A 16770-nucleotide genomic window follows, 5' to 3' on the forward strand; every position below is an offset into this window, starting at 1 on the left:
CCTGACGCCAGAAACCCGCCGCGCCCTAGCCCTTGCCGGCTTCGGCCTGCCGGCTGGCGCGGAAATCCTTCGAGTGGATGCCGTGCTTCTTCAGCAGCATCTGCAGGTGCGAGCGGTTCATGTCGAAGCGCCGCGCCAGTTCGGCGACGGTGCCGCCCACCTCCTGCAATCCGCGCTCGAGAAAGGCGCGCTCGGCCTCGTCGCTGGCCGCGCGCTTGGCTTCGCTGAGCGAGGTGGCCATGGCGATGTCAGCGCCGGGTGCGCTGGCGCCGACCACCGCCAGCGCGGCAGGCTTCGGGCGGATGTCCTGCGGCAGGTGCGGCAGGTCGGCGGTATCGCCGGCCAGGCAGCTCAGCCGGTACAGCAGGTTGCGCAGCTCGCGGATATTGCCGGGGTAGTCGTAGTGCAGCAGGAAGTCGCGCAGCCGCGGCGTCAGCCGCACCGGCGCGCGCCGCAGCATGCCGGCAGCCTCGTCGCTGAAGTACGACACCAGCAGCGGGATCTCGTCGCGCCGTTCGCGCAGCGCCGGCAGGCTGACGTGGATCACGCTCAGGCGATAGAACAGGTCCTCGCGGAAGGTGCCGGCCTGGCTCATGCGGCGCAGGTCCTTGTTGGTCGCGGCGACGATGCGCGCATCGACCGAGATGATCTCGTCCGAGCCGACGCGCTGGATCTCGTGCGCCTCCAGCACGCGCAGCAGCTTGACCTGCCCGGTCAGCGGCAGTTCGCCGATCTCGTCCAGGAAGATGGTGCCGGTATGCGCGCTCTCGAACTTGCCGCGCCGGTCGTTGCTGGCGCCGGTGAAGGCGCCCTTCTTGTGGCCGAACAGCTCGGATTCGAGCAGGCTGTCCGGAATGGCACCGCAGTTGACCGAGATGAAGGGCTTGTCGGTGCGCGCACCGTTGGCGTGGATCACCTTGGCCATCAGCTCCTTGCCGGTGCCGCTTTCGCCGTCGATCAGCACCGGCAGGTCGGTCGGCGCGGCCTTCTCGGCGATTTCCAGCGCCTCGAGCAGCCGGGGATTGTCGCCGAAGGTCCCCTCGAAGATAAAGCTGCGCTCCATCAGCGCCTGGCGGCGCTCGCGCGGCAGGCGCTCGACCTCAGGCTGCGGCGGCGCATCTGTGGCCGTGGATCCTGCCGCGGCGTCGGCAGACGATGCCGCCTGCACGAAGCGCTCCTTGTGCGACAGCCCCATCACCTCGTCGCGCAGCGTGGTGGCCTGCTTGAGCAGCTTCTCGATCTCGGGCCGGTCAAGCTTCGACGCCCAGCGCAGCGTCGAGCGCAGGATCTCGATCTTCTCGATCAGCCCGGCGAACGACACCGGCGAAGTCACCGAGACGGGGGTGGCACCCTGGTTGTATAGCTTCATGCGGCACTCAGTTGCTTCTGCACCAGTTGGAAATACATGCCCTTGCGCTCCAGCAGCTCCTCGTGCCGGCCCTGCTCGACGATGGCGCCTTCGTACAGCACCAGGATCTTGTCGGCCTGCATGATGGTGCTGAGCCGGTGCGCGATGATCACCGCCGTGCGCCCGCGCAGGATTTCCTGCATATTGGCCAGGATGTTGCTCTCGGACTGCGTATCCAGCGCCGAGGTGGCTTCGTCGAACACCAGCAGGCGCGGGTCGTGGTACAGCGCGCGCGCAATGCACAGCCGCTGGATCTGCCCGCCCGACAGTCCGATGCCGCGTTCGCCGACGACCTGCTCGTAGCCCAGCGGCAGCTTGCTGATAAAGGCATGCGCGTCGGCCATGCGCGCCACTTCCTCGATGCGGCGCCGGTCCGGGCTGTCGTCGCCGCAGGCGATGTTCTCGGCGATGGTGCCGGAGAACAGCAGGTTGGACTGCATCACATAACCGACCTGGGCGCGGTAGAACGCCGCATCGATCACGTTGAGGTCGTAGCCGTCGACCGTCATCGAACCCTCGGTGGGCTTGTAGAAGCCCACCAGCAGCTTGGCCAGCGTGGTCTTGCCCGAGCCGCTGCGGCCGACGATCGCCACCATCTCGCCGGGCCGGATGGCGAAGCTGATGTTCTCCAGCACATAGGGCGTGTCTTCGCCGCCGTAGCGGAAGTACAGGTCCTTCATCACGATCTCGCCCTGCAGGTCGGGCAGCATCACGCGCGACAGCACGTCCTGCGGCTTCTGCTCCGGCTCCAGATCGAGCACGTCGCCAAGCCGCTCCATCGCCACGCCGGCGTCGTTGAGCTGGCCCCACAGCGCCACCAGCCCCATCAGCGGTGCCAGCACGCTGCCCATGAAGGCGTTGAAGGCCATCAGCTGGCCGATGGTCAGCTCGCGCTCCAGCACCAGCGTCGCGCCCACCCACAGCACCGCGATGGTGGTGGCGGCATTGAGCAGTTGGCTCGCCAGCCCCACCAGGATATGGAACTGCTGCGCCTTGTATTGCGATTCCAGCGCCTTGGTGTACTTGCGCTCCCAGCGCAGCCGCACCGGGCGCTCGATGCCCATGCCCTTGACGGTCTCGGCGCCGCCCAGCGTTTCCATCAGGTAGGCCTTGGCATCGGTCGAGGTCGCGAACACGTCGCGCGCATAGCCCTTGACCCGCGGCGTCACCACCACCGTCAGCGCGGCGATCGGGATCACGAAGGCGATCAGCAGCAGCGTCAGCTTGACGTTGTAGAGAAACATGATGGTGAAGTAGATAAACACCATCAGCAGGTTCAGCGCCGTGGTCACCGTCGATTCGGTCAGGAAGGCGCGGATGGTCTGGTTCTCCTGGAAGCGCGCGAAGATGTCGCCGGTCTTGCGCTTGGCGAAGAACGACAGCGGCAGCGACAGCGTGTGCCTGAAGAAATGCGACATCATGGCGAAATCCATGTTGCGCACCATGAAGTTGGCCAGGTAGGCGCGGATGGTCGACATTAGCTGCGAGAACACGCTCGAGATGATCAGCCCCGCGATCAGCAGGTGCAGCAGCCCGACGTTCTGGTGCACCACCACGCCATCGAGAATGTTCTGGATGATCAGCGGCGGCACCACCCCCAGCATCTGGATCACGAAGGTCGCCAGGAACAGGTGCGCCAGGATCTTCTTGTACGGCGCCAGGTAGCCGATGAAGCGCAGCCACGGCGAGCGCTGCACCGACAGCTGCGTCATGCTCTCGCCCGGCGTGAACAGCAGGCAGGTGCCGCTCCAGCCGCGCTCGAATTCCTCGGCACTCATCTTGCGGAAGCCGATGGCGGGATCCGCCACCCACACCCAGCGCGACGAGATCCCGTACACCACCACGTAGTGGTAGCCCTCCCAATGGACGATGAACGGCAGCTCGAATCCCATCAGCGAATCACGCGTGCATTGCACCCCGCGCGTGGTGAAGCCCAGCGATTCGCCGGCGCGCGCCAGGCTGTCGAGCGTGGCGCCCTGCGTGGTGACGTTGGCCAGCTCGCGCAGCTTGCCCAGCGTCATCGGGATGCCGTAGTGCCGGCAGATCATCGCCAGGCAGGCCGCGCCGCAATCCATTTCCTCGGCCTGCTCCACCAGCGCGAAGCGGCGGATCAGCTTTTCGCCCAGCTCGGGCCGGGAGGCCAGGTCGAGCAGTACCGGACGCTTGCGCCGCTCGGCCAGCTTCTTCTGCCGATGCAGCTCGCGGTCCAGCACCCGGATGCGCTCCTCCAGCACCTCGCGCAGGCGCGGATTGCGCTCCAGGATCAGCTGCACGGTTTTCTCGGGAATCACCAGCAGGCGCACGTCGGTCTCGGCCATGGCCGACGCCAGCTGCTCCTGCCGCATCACGCAGGCGCGCTCGCCGAAGATATCGCCCTGGCCCAGCGTCGCCAGCGGAAACTCGCTGCCGTCTTCGCTGCGCACGATGCGCACCGTGCCCTGGCGCACCACGTACAGGCGCCGGTCGTCGCGTCCGTCCTGCTTCAGGATTTCCCGGCCGGCCGCGACGCGCTTCACGCCGACGCTGCGCACCGCGTCTTCCAGTTCCTGCTTGTCGAGCTTGCCGCGCAGGTCGAACAGCCGCGCCACAAAGCCGCCGGCCGAACTGATCGCGACATAGCTGGTGATGAAGGCCAGCGCCGCGGGATTGCCCGCCACCACGGGCTCGCTCACGCTGCGCGGGATCATCAGCAACTCGGTCTTGCCCGAGGCGCGCACCGACGACTCGTGCCGGTATTCGCGCAGCAGCGCGAGATCGGCAAAGACCTCGCCGGTCTTGCGCACCCCCATGCTGATTTCCTTGCCGTGCTCCTCGTTGAACACGCGCACCGAGCCGGACCTGACGATAAACAGGCCCGGCGCGGCTTCGCCGGCATTGCAGACGGTGTCGCCAAAGCCGAAGCTCAGCACCTGCGCGGCGTCGGCCAGGCGCGCCAGTTCATCCGGCGTCAGCACCGACAGGATCTCGACCGTCGCCAGGAAAGCGGCCAGCGCCGGGCCCGCTTCCGGCGGCTGCGGCGCGGCGGTGGCGGCGTCGGCCGGACCGGCCTCGCTAGCGGGCTTCGATGACATGTTCCTGCGCCCTGGCCATCAGCCAGTCCTCGCGCAGCAGGCGCCGCACTTCGACCGCCACCTCGCTGTCGAGCGTCGCCGGGTGCTTGGCCCGCACCAGGAAGACCTCGAAGAACGAACGGTCGGCGGCCGGGAACGGCCCCAGCAGGTCGCCCGGCTCGGCATTGAAGACCTTGGCCTCGATCTCGGTCTTGAGCGAGCCGCGCAGCACCTTGCCGATCTCGCCGCCGCGCTCGCGCGTGTCGGCGATGGAATGCTCGCGCGCCATCTCGGCAAAGGCGTCGGGATCGTCCTGCAGGTACGAGATCAGTTCCCTCGCCTTCCCTTCGCTGTCGACCACGATATGGCTGACCTCGATGCTGTCGAAGCGCGGCGAGTTCAGCGCAAAGTATTCCTGCACCGCCGCATCGCTGCACACCTGCGCCATCATCCGCTCCTGATAGAGGCTGTCGGTGATGAAGGCCTCGAACTCGTCCAGGCTGACGTTGAGCGCATCCAGGTAGTGGTTCATGTCGGCGGCGCGGTGCAGGCCCTGCACGCGGCGGAACTGGTCGGCGCGTTCCTGGATCTCTTCCGGCGTGACCACCAGCCCCTGGCGCCTGGCGGCGTGCACGGTCAGCTTGTCGCGCACGACCTGCTCGACCAGCCCTTCGAACTGCCCGGTCAGCTTGAGCAGGCGCACGAACTCCTCGACCCCAAGCACCTCGTCGTCGATACGCACGATGCCAGTCATTTTTTCGACTCCTTTGGCGGCCCGGCGCGGCGGCGCGCCAGGGCTGGCCAGATGCTGTTCCAGTGTGCCACCGCGGCGCTAGCCCGCCACCTCGCGGAAGGGATCGAGCCCGAGGTCGATCAGGCGCCGTTCGCGCACCACGATCTCCGCCGTCGCGGTCATGCCATAGCGCAGCGGATACTTGTTGTCGGCCACGGTGTAATAGTCGCGCGCCAGGCGCACGCGGCCCTCGTAGACCGGCTGCTTGTCCGGCCCGCCGGGCTTGGTCGCGGGCGAGATGAATTCCAGCGTGCCGTCGATGATCCCGTAGCGCTGGTACGGGAAGGCATTGAACTTGAGCTTGACCGGCAGCCCTTCGCGCAGGAAGGCGCGGTCGCGCTCGGCAATCACGATCTTCACCACCGGGCGCGCATCCTTGGGCGCGATGCCGCCCAGCGGCGTATTGGCCTGCACCTTGTCGCCGCGCTGGGTCGAGGTGACGTCGGTGATCACGCCGGACACCGGCGCCAGGATCAGAAGGAAATTGTCCTTGTCGATGTTCTCGAAGCGGATGCGCGCGGCGGCGTCTGCCACCAGCCGGGCGGTCTGCACCTGCAGGCGCAGCTTGTCCTCGGTATTGGCGATCTCGCGCAGCGCCGCGTCATATTGCACGCGCAACCCAGCGAGGTCCTGGCCGCTGCTTTCCAGCTCGGAGCTGGCCTGGGTCAGCTCGCGGCCCAGGCGCGCCTCCAGTTCGCCCAGCCGCGACTGCGCCACGCGCAGGTTGTTGTCCGCATCCTGCGCCGCGGCACGCTTGGCATCGACCTGCGATTGCGAAACCCCGCCCCCGCCGGGCAGCGCCAGCAGGCGCGCATAGCGGTCCTGCTCCTGGCGCGCGAACTCGCGCGCGCGGCGCGCATTGTCCAGGTTGCTGCGCGCTTCCTGCAGTTGCGCGCGCTGCTGCTCGGCCAGCCGCGTGGTGCCTTCGGCGATGCGGGTCTCGTGCTGGCGCGTGGCCACGTCGATCTGCTGCTTGAGCGCCGCCGCGCGGCGTTCCATCAGCGCCTTCTTGTCGGGGAACTGCTTCCACTCGCGCTCGGAGTCTTCCAGCTTGAGCTGCGCCTCCAGCGCGTTGGCGGCGGCTTCGATCGCGCCACGCGCATTCAGGCGCGCCAGCACATCGTCCTTGGACACGGGCTGCCCTTCCGCCACGTAAAGGTCGGCCAGCTCGCCGTCCACCGGGGCATAGAAGCGCCGCACCTCGGATTCGGGCGCCAGCGTACCCTGCGCGGTGACAATGACATCGGCGTGGCCGACGAAGGACCAGACCAGCCCGCACAACACCAGTGCGAAGGTGGTGACGATGGTCAGCAGGCCCAGCCGCGACGGCTCCGCGCTGAGCAGGCCGATGCCTTCGGCGCCGTGGTCTTCGAGCGCCTCGGACAGCGGCTTGAGGCCGGCGTGGCGGGCATCGTCCTTCATGGCTTCCCCTGTGGCGGGACCGTGGCTGCAGCCGCAGACGCAGCCGCGACGGACTCCGGCGCCTTGCCGCTGTCTTCACCGCCGATCAGCGCCAGCTTGGCCTTGAGCACGGCGGGGTCGAGCACCGTGCTTAGCTCGCGCAGCGCGTGCCGCTGCTGCTCGGCCTCGGCGCGGATCTCCTGCTCGACCTTGGCCAGTTGCGCCAGGTCGGCGCTCTCGCCCGCACGCAGTTGCGTGAAGATGCGCATGCCCTGGCGCGCGTCGTCCTGCGCCTGCGACAGCAAGCGCGCCTGCGCGCGGAACTTCGGCGAGATGCCGGGCTCGAGCCGCTGCTCGCCGCCGATCACGCCGTTGGCGCGATACTGCTTCCACGCCGCGAGCGCGCTCGCCATCAGCTCGCGCGCGCGGCGCAGGGCGCTGTCGCGCACGCCGTTGACATCGGCCTCGACCGCCTTGGCGAAATAGCCGTCCTCCTCCGCCTCGAGCATGGCGTAGAAATCGAGCAGGCGGTCCTCGTAGCCACGGCTGCCGCGCGCGGACTGCAACGCGGCATACTGCGCCGCCACCTTCTGCTTGTGCGCCAGGTCGCGCGCCAGGTCGTCGGCCCACGGCCCGCCACGGATCTGCCCGAGCGCCGCCAGCGCAGCGGTGCTGTCGCCGCGCTGCCACGCCCGGGCCGCGGTCGCATACGCGCGCGCCACCTCGGCCGGCGGCAGGCGCGCGCCCAGCGTGGCCAGCTGCGCCTGGAACGGCGGCGTGGCGAAACGGCTGTCGGCCAGCAGCGCCACCAGTTGCCCCGGCCGGCGCGCGCGCAATGCCTGCAGCAGGCCGGTGTAGCGATCCAGGTCCGACTGCAGCCGGTCCAGGCCGGCCAGGCGCGGATACTTCTCGCGGTATTCGGCAAGCACCGGCTGCAAGGCCTCCGGGCGGTCGCGGCCCAGTTCGGCAGCGATGGTGGCATTGAGCCGGTCGATCGCCGCCAGATACACCGAGGCATCGTTCTGCAGCCGGCGCACATCGCTGAGCGCATCGGCATACAGGTCGCGGAACGCCGGCACGTCGGCCGCGATGCGCCCGAGCGCGCGCTGGTGCGCGGCGGTGTCCTGGTTCCAGTACGCCAGCAGCTGGCGCATCGGCGTCTCGTCGGTGTAGAGCCGGATCGGCGCATCGACGGCGCGCGGCGCGGTGAAGCGCTCGAGCTTGCCGACCCAGTCGAGCTCGGCCACCAGCGGCCGTGCTTCCGCGTTGTGCGTGCTGAGCTGGCGCAGGCGCGCCAGCACGGCATCGGCGCCGGCCATGTCGCCGGCCTTCAGCCTGGCGGCAAAGTCGGGCACGTAGGCGCGCAGCAAGGCTTCGGTGCCGACGGCCTGGACTTCGACATCGTCGGGATGCCGCGCCAGGTAGCTGTCGGCCGCCTGCGCCGCTCCCGCGTGGTCGCCCGCGGCGAAGCGCGACTGCACCGCGCGCTCCGGCGCGCCACGCCAGTAGACCGCGGCGCCCGCCACCAGCGCGAGCAGCAGCAGGGCCCCGCCCCAGCGCGCCGCGCGCCGCACGCGCGCGGGCTGGCCCAGTCCGAACAGCCGCGCCCCTTCCGCCAGCAGCAGCGCGGCACGGCCGCGCGCGCGGTGCCCGCGCGCGCCGTCGGCGGCGGCGGTGGCTGCCGCGGCCTGGGCCTCGGCTTCGCTGTTGACCTCGTCTTCCTGATGGGCGGCATAGTCGACGCAGAAGATATCGAGGAAGGAATCGGGCGCGCCGACAAAGGTGGTGCGGTCGCCGTCGTCGCGGGCGGGCGGCGGGGCAACTGCGGCAGCCACCGCGGCATGCGATGCGGGCGTGCCGGGCGTGCCGGGCGTGTCAGGCGCGGCCGGCGGGTCTGGAAGCTGCAGCAGCGAACGCGTCGCCGTGGCGTCGCCGGCGCCGTCGGACCGCACCTGGGCCTGGTAGACAAAGTGGTTGCCGCCGAACGCGATCAGGTCGCCATCATCCAGCGGCACGCCGTGGTCGGCCAGGCGCTTGCCGTTGACGAAGGTGCCATTGGTGCTGCCAAGGTCCTCGACGAAGGGGATGCCGCCCTTCAGGTAGATATGGGCATGGCGCCGCGACAGGTAGTTGACCTGGTGCGGATAGCTGTCGCGAAAACGCGCGAAGGCATCGTCGCCCTTGCTGATCAGGTAGGGGAACTGCTCCACGTGCAGCGGCTGCAGCCCGACGTCATGGCGTTCCGGCACCAGCGTCAGCGCCACCCGCGGCGGCTCGGGCCGCAGCGCGCGCGGCGACAGCCGCACCCGGAACGACAGCATCGGCCCGAACGCGACTTCATCGCCATCGCTCAGCTGCGCCGGCTGGCGCGCCACGGCCGTGCCGTTGACGCGCGTGCCGTTCTTGCTGCCGAGGTCCGCCACATAGACTGCGCCATGCTCGGCAAAAATGCGCGCATGGCGCCGCGACAGCGTTGCGGCCAGCGCTTCCGGGTAAGTCGCGAACGGCAGCTCCCTGCGGCCGACCGCGAACAGCGCTTCCTCGATGCGGATTACGCCAAGCTCGGGGCGCGCCACCGGCGTCAGGAAGATATCGAATTCCTGCGCCGCGTCTTGCGCGGCGTTCGGCACCGCGTCCGGCGCCACGTCCTGCGCCGCATGCTGAGCGAGTTCCCGTGCGGATCCCTGGGCCATTTTCACCGGCATTTCCATGATCAGTGCTTCGTCAGGAGCCATGTTTCCAGCGAGCCAACAGCGCGGCTGCCGCGGTGGCGGGCCAGGGGGGATGAAGCGACTAAGAACATAGTAGGCGACGGCCTAGGCTAGTCAATCGGCCACGGCAGGCGTGGTTGGGGTGGCAGCGGCATCGGCTTGAAGCCAGCGGCCGGCGTGCGCACAGGCGTTGCGCAACGCGTTGCTTGCGCCGGCATCACCTTTGCACCGGCACGGCATCGCCGGCACCACTTACTGCGGTGGATTCAGGGCGGTGTTGCGCACATCGGCCTCGGGCCAGCCGCCGCCGAGCGCCTTGTAGAGCGTGATGGTGTCGCCCAGGATTTGTTGGTGGACCGCCAACAACTGCAGCTGCGCGGCCAGCAGCGAGCGCTCGGTCTCGAACACTTCGAGCTGCGAGACCACGCCTTCCTTCAGCTGCGCCTCGATCTGCGCGGATACCACGCGCAGCTGTTCCACCTGCTGCTGCAGCTCGATGCGCTGTTTCTTGTGGGCGTCGACGTTGACCAGCGCGGTTTCGACTTCCTCGAACGCGGTCATCACGGTGCGGCCATATTCGTTTTCCGCCACGCCCACCTGCGCCTCGGTGGTCTTGACCCGCGCACGCACGTTCGGGTCCAGCATCGGCAGGTTGATGCTCGGCATGAAGCCGAAGGTGAAGGACTTGAGCAGGTCGCTCAGCGCGAAACTGGCGGTGCCGCCGCGCGCGGTCAGGCTGATGCTGGGCAGCTGCGCCAGGCGCGCCTGGCCGACGATGTTGTAGGCGGCCAGCACGCGGTACTCCGCCGCCACCACGTCCGGGCGCCGCGCCAGCAGCTGCGACGGCAATCCCGCCGGCACCGCCGGCGGCTGCACGCGATCCTGCAGGCGCCCGGCCGGCACCTTGAGATTGCCGGCGGGCACGCCCACCAGCGTCGCCAGCGCGTTCTCCGCCACATCGCGCGAACGGCGCAGCTCGAGCAGGTCCTTGTTCAGGCGATTGATTTCCGCCTGCTGCTGCATCACGCGGATCTTCGGCACCAGCCCGTTCTGGTACATGGCCTGGTAGGTCGACAGGATCTGCTGGTTCCTGGCCACGGTGCGCGACTGCTGCTCGATCTGCTCGTCGAACTGCAGGATCTGGAAGTACGTGGTCGAGACATTGGCCACCAGCGTCAGGTAGCCGGCGCGCCAGTCGGCCTCGGTGGCGCGGAACTCGGCCGTCTGCGCCTGCACGCCCTTCTCGACCTTGCCCCAGATATCGATGTCCCAGTTCAGCTGGGCGCCGGCGCTATAGGTCCATGTGGACTTCTGCCCGGTGCTTTTTTCGAAGCTCGCGCCCGCGCCGATGTCGATCACCGGCAGCCCGCCGGCGCGGGCCTCGCCGATCTGCGCGTTGGCCACGCGGATGCGCGCCGCCAGCACCTTGATGTCGTAGTTGCCGCCAAGCGCGCGTTCGATCAGCTGGTTCAGGTACGGGTCCTTGAAGCCCAGCCACCAGTTGGGCTGCACCGCTTCGGACGGCGATACCGTGATCGAGTCCTGGCGCGACCATTCGGCCTTGGCGGGCGTTTCGGGACGCTGGTACACCGGCGGGCGGAAATCGGCGCAACCCGCCAGCAACGCCAGGCCGGCCGCCAGCGCGGCAAGCCAGGCCACACGGCGCGGCGCGCGGATCACCGCAGGCACGGACGGAGCGATGGGGAATTCGGGCACGATGTGTTCCTGCGTGCGACGGCGGCGTTCGGCAGGGCTATGCCGGTTCGCCGGTCCAGCGGGGCCGCCGCGTCTGTCTGTATTGTGGTGCGCGCGGGCGCGCGCTCCAACCCCGATCGGCACGGGGTCGGCAAAAGCGCCGCGGGGTCGCCCCCGCGGCGCTGCGCCATCTCAACCATCCTCTCAACGATAGATATTGTTGCTGGCGTTCTGGTTGGTATCCACATGCGAACGGACATGGTCGAGGAAGGCCGAGCCGTTGCCGTTCAGGTTGGTGACCGACTGCATCTGCGCGATCTCCTGCACGGCGGTGATGCTCTTGTCGAACGACAGGTTCAGCGGCTGGAACACGGCCACGAACGGCAGCGCGCGGCCGCCGCGCACGGCGTGCATGCCCTTGCGGTCCAGGGTTTCGACGGTGGTCAGGTCGGTGAGGGTCAGCTTGGTCATGATGGTCTCCGGTAGAGGAAGGGTGTTGCCTGGGGTTTCGGGGTTCGAGCATCGGGTTGGTGTCGCGCTCGGGAGGGACAAACGCAGGGACTGTGCCAGCGCGCCCGCGATGCCGGGGCAGAGGGCCGAAGTGCCTGTAAACACAGGGGTTTTTCGTTTCCGGCGCGTGGCCGGGAAGGACTGCGGCACGATTGCCGCGCGGCGTGGTGGCGGGAGTGCGCCAACAGATGGGAGGATGCCTGTTGGGATCGGGCCAACAATCTGACCCGGTCCCGCGCCAGGTCACCAGGCTGCCTGCAGCAGGCTACTTCACGTAGATCGTGATCCGCTTCGAATACACCGGCGGGTTGGTCGGTATGTGCTTGTCATCGCCCATCAGCAGCTGCAGCGTGTGCTTGCCCGGCGCCAGCTCGATCATGGTTTCGGTCTCGCCCGCGCCGAAATGCAGGTGATTGCGGTCGTTGGGAATCTCCTTGTCCATCGGCGGCAACTCTACGTCGATCAGCAGGTGATGGTGCCCGGTATTGGGAAACTTCACGTCCTTGGGCGCCACCCCCATGTTGCGCAGCCCGAACCACACCTTGAACGGCTTTCCGGCGGGCAGGGTCTGCCCGTCATTGGGCCAGCCGATATACAGGTAGGCATTGGGCGGCGCGGCCGTGGGGCCGCCCTGCACCCACGATGACAGCAACAGGCTGACGGCGAAGACAGCCGCGGCAAGTAGTCGGGACATGGCGCTCTCCCTGTCTGTTGATCGGCATCTGCCAGCGTGCGCGGCGCACGCTGCGTCGCTATTTCACCGTGATCGTGATCTTCTTCGAATAGATCGGAGGCTCGAACGGAACATGCTTCGCGTCGCCCATCAGCAATTGCAGCGTGTGCTTGCCGGGCGGCAGTTCGACGCGCGCATCGGTCTCGCCCGCGCCGAAGTGCAGGTGATTCTTGTCCGAAGGGATTTCCTTGTCGAGCGGTGGCAGCTCGGTGTCGATCAGCAGGTGATGGTGTCCGCAGCGCGGCGATTCGACGCCCTTCGGGCAGACGCCCATATTGCGCAGGCCCATGCGCACCCAGAACTTGCCGCCACCGATGACAGCGCCGTCGTGCGGCCAGATGATATAGACCTCGGCATTGGGCGGCGCCGCCGTCGGCAACGACAGCGCAGGCGCAGCGGCCAGCGTGGCGGCCGCCAGCAGGCGGAGCAGGAATCGTCTGGACATACGCGTCGCCTCCCCGAGATCTATTCCCGAAACCCGATCACGTTGTCCCGAAAGCCCCTTGTTGTTGCTTGTTGGTCAGCGCTCGGCGATTCGTCATTCAGGTTAGAACGCAAGCGCGGAAAAGGCGACCCCGGTTTGCGGCGGCGACCTCGCAATGCTCCGCCGCATCCACACCCGCTGTGCTATCTTGAAGCAAGCCGGTCGACGTCCTGCCACACCCCAATGTGCCCAGCGCATGCCGGCGGGTACGGCATGCAATGGAATCGCGGCGCTCCAGCGAGGTGTGAAGATGTGGCGCAACCTACCAGTGGTACGCGTGGCTGCGATGATCCCGATAACCGCCACGGCCGCGCTGCTCGCCACGGCAATGCCCGCGGCTGGCGAATCGGCTCAAGATTCGGCGGCGCAAGATTCGGCGGCGCAAGACCGGACACTGCTCTCCGGCATCATGCCGAAGAACACCGACGAGCAGTATGAGCTGAGCTTCTGGGAATCGATCAAGAACAGCAACTACGCCGCCGACTACGAGGCCTACCTGAAGCAGTACCCCAACGGGCGATTCGCGGGACTGGCCAGGGCACGGCTCGAGCGCCTGGCGGGCAGCGCCCCCGCGCCCAAGGCGCAGGCGAGCGCGCCACGCGCCGGCGCCGCGCCCGGCGGACAAGCGTCGCGATCCTCGCCGCCTGCTGCGGCTTCGGCGCCCCCGCCCAAGGCCGCGCCGCCTGCGCCCGCGGCCGCGCGTCCTGCAGCGCCTGCACCAGCGCCAGCGGCCCAGGCGCCGCGCGCCGGCGCGGCGGGCGACGGGGTGGTCAGTACCACGCTGCGCACCGCTGAGATCCGCGATTGCCCGGCCTGCCCGGCGCTGGTGACGGTGCCGGCGGGCAGCTTCACCATGGGCAGCAGCACCAGCGACCCGGCCGAAAAGCCGCCGCATCAGGTCTCGATCGCCCAGCCCTTTGCCATCGGCCGCTATGAAGTCACGGTCGAGCAATGGAACGCCTGTGCCGACGCCGGCGGCTGCCAGCGCATTCCCACCGTCGCCGACAGCGCCAGGAACGCACCGGTACGCGACGTCAGCTGGGACGACGCGCAGCAGTACGTGGCATGGCTCAGCAAGACCACCGGCAAGACCTACCGGCTGCCCACCGAAGCGGAATGGGAATACGCGGCGCGCGGCGGCAGTGCCACCACTTACTGGTGGGGCGACCAGATGCGCAAGGGCAATGCCAACTGCAAGGACTGCGGCGATCCGTGGAGCCAGGATGCGCCGGCGCCGGTGGGTTCGTTCGCGGCCAATCCCTACGGCCTGCATGACGTCAACGGCAGCGTGTGGGAATGGGTGGCCGATTGCTGGCACAGCTCGTACAAGGGCGCGCCCGCCGACGGGCGCGCATGGAACGAGAACGCCTGCGGCGCGCGTGTCATTCGCGGCGGCTCGTGGCGCGAAGGCGCCAGCTACATGGTGTCGTCGACGCGCTTCAAATACAGCCCGAGCGTGCGGCAATCGCAGAACGGTTTTCGCGTGGCACGCGACATGAAGTAGCAAGCCGCTGCGGCGTAAAGCGCAAGCCCGCGCACCGTGGCCAGCGCCGTCAGCGTGCGCGCGTGGAAATCTGCACCAGGTCCGCGCTGATGCGGTCGCGGCCATACGTGCGCGCCATCTGCGCCAGCGGCTTTTCCAGCGCCCGCAAATACTCCTGCCGCGACTCGACCTCGGCACGGCGCGCCGCGAACAGCGGCGCCGGCGTGGTCAGCAGCACCACCAGTTCGTTGCCGAACGGTGCCGATACGACCCAGTCGCCGCTGTCGCCGATGGTGGCGTGATGCGCCGGCGGCGCCTGGTGGGCCGGTATGCGCTGGCTCGGCACCATATGCGCCACCTTGCCGTCGGCGGCAAAGTAATCGACATAGACATAGGAATCCTGCGCCGGCGTGCGCAGGTCGAGCACCATCGGCGCGCCCTCGGTCAGTTGCGTGCCCTTGCCGCGCAACTGCAGCGACGATGCCGTTTCGCCCTGCCGGTTGCCAGACCAGTACGGCGCGATCATCCTGGCCACTTCGCATTTGTCGGCGGCCAGCGGCTGGGCGTCGACCACTACCTCGCGCAGCGCCTTGGCGCCGGGCAAGCCACTGAGCTGTTCGCGCAGGCGCGCCGCACCCACGCTTTCCGCCAGGTAGCCGCGCACGTGCAGGGTCTGGTCCTGGCGCGCACCGGCAAGCAGCGAGCACGGCACCGCGGCCAGCAACTTGCCGACCTCGGCCATCGACAACTCCGCCGCAGCGGCCGGCGCGGGCGCTGGCGGCGCAGGTGCTGGCGCAGCGGGCGGCTCCGCCGCCGGCGCGGCAGCGCTGAGCGGCGCCGTCGTGCCGGCATCCGCGGCCGGGACTTCGGCCTGCCGTTGCGACTGCCAGGCGTAGTAGCCGAGTGCCGCCACGCCTGCCAGCGCGGTCAGCACGCCACCCGCCACCAGCGGCCCGGAGCGGCGCGCCGGACCGCTTACGGCGGCCGACGCCACGCTCATGCCCTGCAGGAAGCGCGCGACCGTCGGCGTGCGCGTCTCGCGGTCGAGCGAAAGTGCTTCACGCAGGGTCTTCCATTGCGTGCGGCCCAGCTGCTGCAGCGGCGCCGGCTTGAGCCCCGCTTCGCGCGCCTGGTTGGCCGACAGCCGCTGGTAGGGATGCTTGCCGCTCAGCAGTTCGTAGGTCACGCAGGCCAGCGCGTAGATATCGTCGCGGGGGTCGGGCTCGCGATGCTCGAACATCTCGGGGCTGGCATAGGCCGGCGTCATGCCGCCCAGCGAACCGGGATCGAATACGGTGCGGTCGGACTCGTCGGCCGGCGGCAGGAAGCCGCGCGCGATGCCGAAGTCGATCACCTTGACCTCGCCGTTGCCGGTCAGGAAGACATTGGCGGGCTTGAAGTCGCAGTGCACGAAGCCGCGCTCGTGCGCATACGCCAGCGCATTGCCCATGCCCTGGATGATGGGCATGGCGCGCGCCATCGGCATGCCGGCAAAGCCCGGGGCCTTGAGTACATGGTTGAGCGACGAGCCCGACAGGTACTCCATGGTGAGGAAGACCACCGGCCCGTCGCGGTCGAAGTCATAGACCGTGACGATGTTCCGGTGCGCCAGCGTCTGCGCCTTGCGCGCCTCGCGCTGCAGCGCCATCAGCGACTTGGGATGGCCGCTGAATTGCAGGTTAAGCACCTTGATGGCGATATAGGGCCGGCGGTCCGAGGCTTCCAGCTTGCGCAGGTCGAGCGCCTTGTAGACCGTGCCCATGCCGCCGACGCCCAGGCATTCCTCCAGCACGAAGCGGCCGTTGAGCGTATCGCCCACGCCCTTGGTGGCCGGCGTCTGCGGCAGCGTGCCGGGTTCGGGCGAGGCCGCATACATCGAGCCGGTCTCGGTGCCGGCCAGGCGCGTGGCGTCGGTGGCGCCGTCGTATTGGGTGGCGCCGCGGCGCTCGATGCGCCGCATCACTTCGGCATAGACCGCGGGCGGAAACGGAAAGCGCGTGTTTTCCTCGATCACCACCCGGGCCGCCTGGCTCGGCGTGGTGGGGTCTTGCGCCAGCGCCGTTTCGAACGACGCGACGAACTCGTCGTCGGAGAGACCACCGTTCTGGAACTTGCGGATCAGGTCTTTGAGACTGGCCACGGAATGCCCTGACATGGTTGCTGGCAGGGCCTGTCCCACCGTGCGGATATGCCCTCTCCTCGCTGGATACTAGTGCGCACCCAAGGCATGCGCAAACCATGCGAGGCCGGCATGCGACCGCACCCCGGCGCGCTTTGCATGCGCCATGGCCTGATGAATGCGGCACTGTCGCAGCGGCGCCAACACCGGCGCCGCCAGTGTTGGCCGCGGCCCGTCATATGGGACCTTCGCCAGCGCGGCGCAGGCCGTGCGCGCGAGCCGACATCGGGTGCAAATCCCCCTTGTTTTCAGGCACTTGCGCGTGGGCGGCGCGAATGCCGATGGCGCTGGCACAGTCCCTGCGATTGTCCCTCCCGAGCGCG

General features: G+C 68.6%; 11 protein-coding genes. 1 reads left to right on the top strand and 10 read right to left on the bottom strand.

Annotation, left to right across the window (positions count from 1 at the left end; genetic code table 11):
• Positions 1–25: 25 nt before the first annotated feature.
• From CBM2588_RS12160 to CBM2588_RS12200, 9 genes are all read right to left on the bottom strand, one after another.
• Positions 26–1369 (bottom strand): sigma-54 interaction domain-containing protein, encoded by a 1344-nt coding sequence (locus tag CBM2588_RS12160; protein WP_115680714.1) that lies wholly within the window; start codon positions 1367–1369, stop codon positions 26–28.
• Positions 1366–4479 (bottom strand): peptidase domain-containing ABC transporter, encoded by a 3114-nt coding sequence (locus CBM2588_RS12165; protein WP_172583584.1) that lies wholly within the window; start codon positions 4477–4479, stop codon positions 1366–1368. The genes CBM2588_RS12160 and CBM2588_RS12165 overlap by 4 nt, the downstream gene beginning before the upstream one ends.
• The gene (locus tag CBM2588_RS12170; protein ID WP_115680715.1) at positions 4460–5212 is read right to left on the bottom strand and encodes a peptidylprolyl isomerase; all 753 of its coding nucleotides are present in this window, start codon (positions 5210–5212) and stop codon (positions 4460–4462) included. The genes CBM2588_RS12165 and CBM2588_RS12170 overlap by 20 nt, the downstream gene beginning before the upstream one ends.
• Before the next feature lie 78 nt (positions 5213–5290).
• Positions 5291–6673, bottom strand: a complete 1383-nt coding sequence (locus CBM2588_RS12175; protein ID WP_115680716.1) for an HlyD family efflux transporter periplasmic adaptor subunit — start codon at positions 6671–6673, stop codon at positions 5291–5293.
• Positions 6670–9387, bottom strand: coding sequence for an FHA domain-containing protein (locus tag CBM2588_RS12180; protein ID WP_115680717.1), 2718 nt, complete (start codon positions 9385–9387; stop codon positions 6670–6672). The genes CBM2588_RS12175 and CBM2588_RS12180 overlap by 4 nt, the downstream gene beginning before the upstream one ends.
• A gap of 228 nt (positions 9388–9615) precedes the next feature.
• Complete coding sequence (locus CBM2588_RS12185; RefSeq protein ID WP_115680718.1) at positions 9616–11079, bottom strand: efflux transporter outer membrane subunit; 1464 nt, start codon at positions 11077–11079, stop codon at positions 9616–9618.
• Between the two features lie 183 nt (positions 11080–11262).
• Positions 11263–11529 carry a hypothetical protein gene (locus tag CBM2588_RS12190; RefSeq protein ID WP_115680719.1) on the bottom strand — a complete coding sequence of 89 codons (267 nt, stop codon included), beginning with the start codon at positions 11527–11529 and terminating at the stop codon, positions 11263–11265.
• A gap of 304 nt (positions 11530–11833) precedes the next feature.
• Positions 11834–12262 (bottom strand): DUF4399 domain-containing protein, encoded by a 429-nt coding sequence (locus CBM2588_RS12195; protein WP_115680720.1) that lies wholly within the window; start codon positions 12260–12262, stop codon positions 11834–11836.
• A 58-nt stretch (positions 12263–12320) separates the two neighbouring features.
• Positions 12321–12746: a DUF4399 domain-containing protein gene (locus CBM2588_RS12200; RefSeq protein ID WP_115680721.1), complete on the bottom strand. Its 426-nt coding sequence runs from the start codon at positions 12744–12746 to the stop codon at positions 12321–12323.
• A gap of 448 nt (positions 12747–13194) precedes the next feature.
• Between CBM2588_RS12200 and CBM2588_RS12205 the strand changes: the two genes are divergently transcribed.
• Positions 13195–14289, top strand: a complete 1095-nt coding sequence (locus CBM2588_RS12205) for a formylglycine-generating enzyme family protein (RefSeq protein ID WP_439897432.1) — start codon at positions 13195–13197, stop codon at positions 14287–14289.
• 49 nt (positions 14290–14338) lie between these two features.
• On the opposite strand, the gene CBM2588_RS12210 is transcribed toward CBM2588_RS12205, so the two are convergent.
• Entirely contained in the window at positions 14339–16423 is a 2085-nt protein-coding gene (locus tag CBM2588_RS12210; protein ID WP_115680722.1) for a serine/threonine protein kinase, read from the bottom strand.
• Positions 16424–16770: the final 347 nt, after the last annotated feature.

This window comes from Cupriavidus taiwanensis (assembly GCF_900250075.1).
GTDB classification, from domain to species: Bacteria; Pseudomonadota; Gammaproteobacteria; order Burkholderiales; family Burkholderiaceae; genus Cupriavidus; species Cupriavidus taiwanensis_C.

What these genes read in the sequence shown, in the direction of transcription:
- CBM2588_RS12190 (WP_115680719.1), bottom strand. Translation starts at nt 11,529, where the DNA reads ATGACCAAGCTGACCCTCACCGACCTGACCACCGTCGAAACCCTGGAC.
- CBM2588_RS12210 (WP_115680722.1), bottom strand. Translation starts at nt 16,423, where the DNA reads ATGTCAGGGCATTCCGTGGCCAGTCTCAAAGACCTGATCCGCAAGTTC.
- CBM2588_RS12165 (WP_172583584.1), bottom strand. Translation starts at nt 4,479, where the DNA reads ATGTCATCGAAGCCCGCTAGCGAGGCCGGTCCGGCCGACGCCGCCACC.
- CBM2588_RS12180 (WP_115680717.1), bottom strand. Translation starts at nt 9,387, where the DNA reads ATGGCTCCTGACGAAGCACTGATCATGGAAATGCCGGTGAAAATGGCC.
- CBM2588_RS12160 (WP_115680714.1), bottom strand. Translation starts at nt 1,369, where the DNA reads ATGAAGCTATACAACCAGGGTGCCACCCCCGTCTCGGTGACTTCGCCG.
- CBM2588_RS12175 (WP_115680716.1), bottom strand. Translation starts at nt 6,673, where the DNA reads ATGAAGGACGATGCCCGCCACGCCGGCCTCAAGCCGCTGTCCGAGGCG.
- CBM2588_RS12205 (WP_439897432.1), top strand. Translation starts at nt 13,195, where the DNA reads ATGCCGAAGAACACCGACGAGCAGTATGAGCTGAGCTTCTGGGAATCG.
- CBM2588_RS12170 (WP_115680715.1), bottom strand. Translation starts at nt 5,212, where the DNA reads ATGACTGGCATCGTGCGTATCGACGACGAGGTGCTTGGGGTCGAGGAG.
- CBM2588_RS12200 (WP_115680721.1), bottom strand. Translation starts at nt 12,746, where the DNA reads ATGTCCAGACGATTCCTGCTCCGCCTGCTGGCGGCCGCCACGCTGGCC.
- CBM2588_RS12195 (WP_115680720.1), bottom strand. Translation starts at nt 12,262, where the DNA reads ATGTCCCGACTACTTGCCGCGGCTGTCTTCGCCGTCAGCCTGTTGCTG.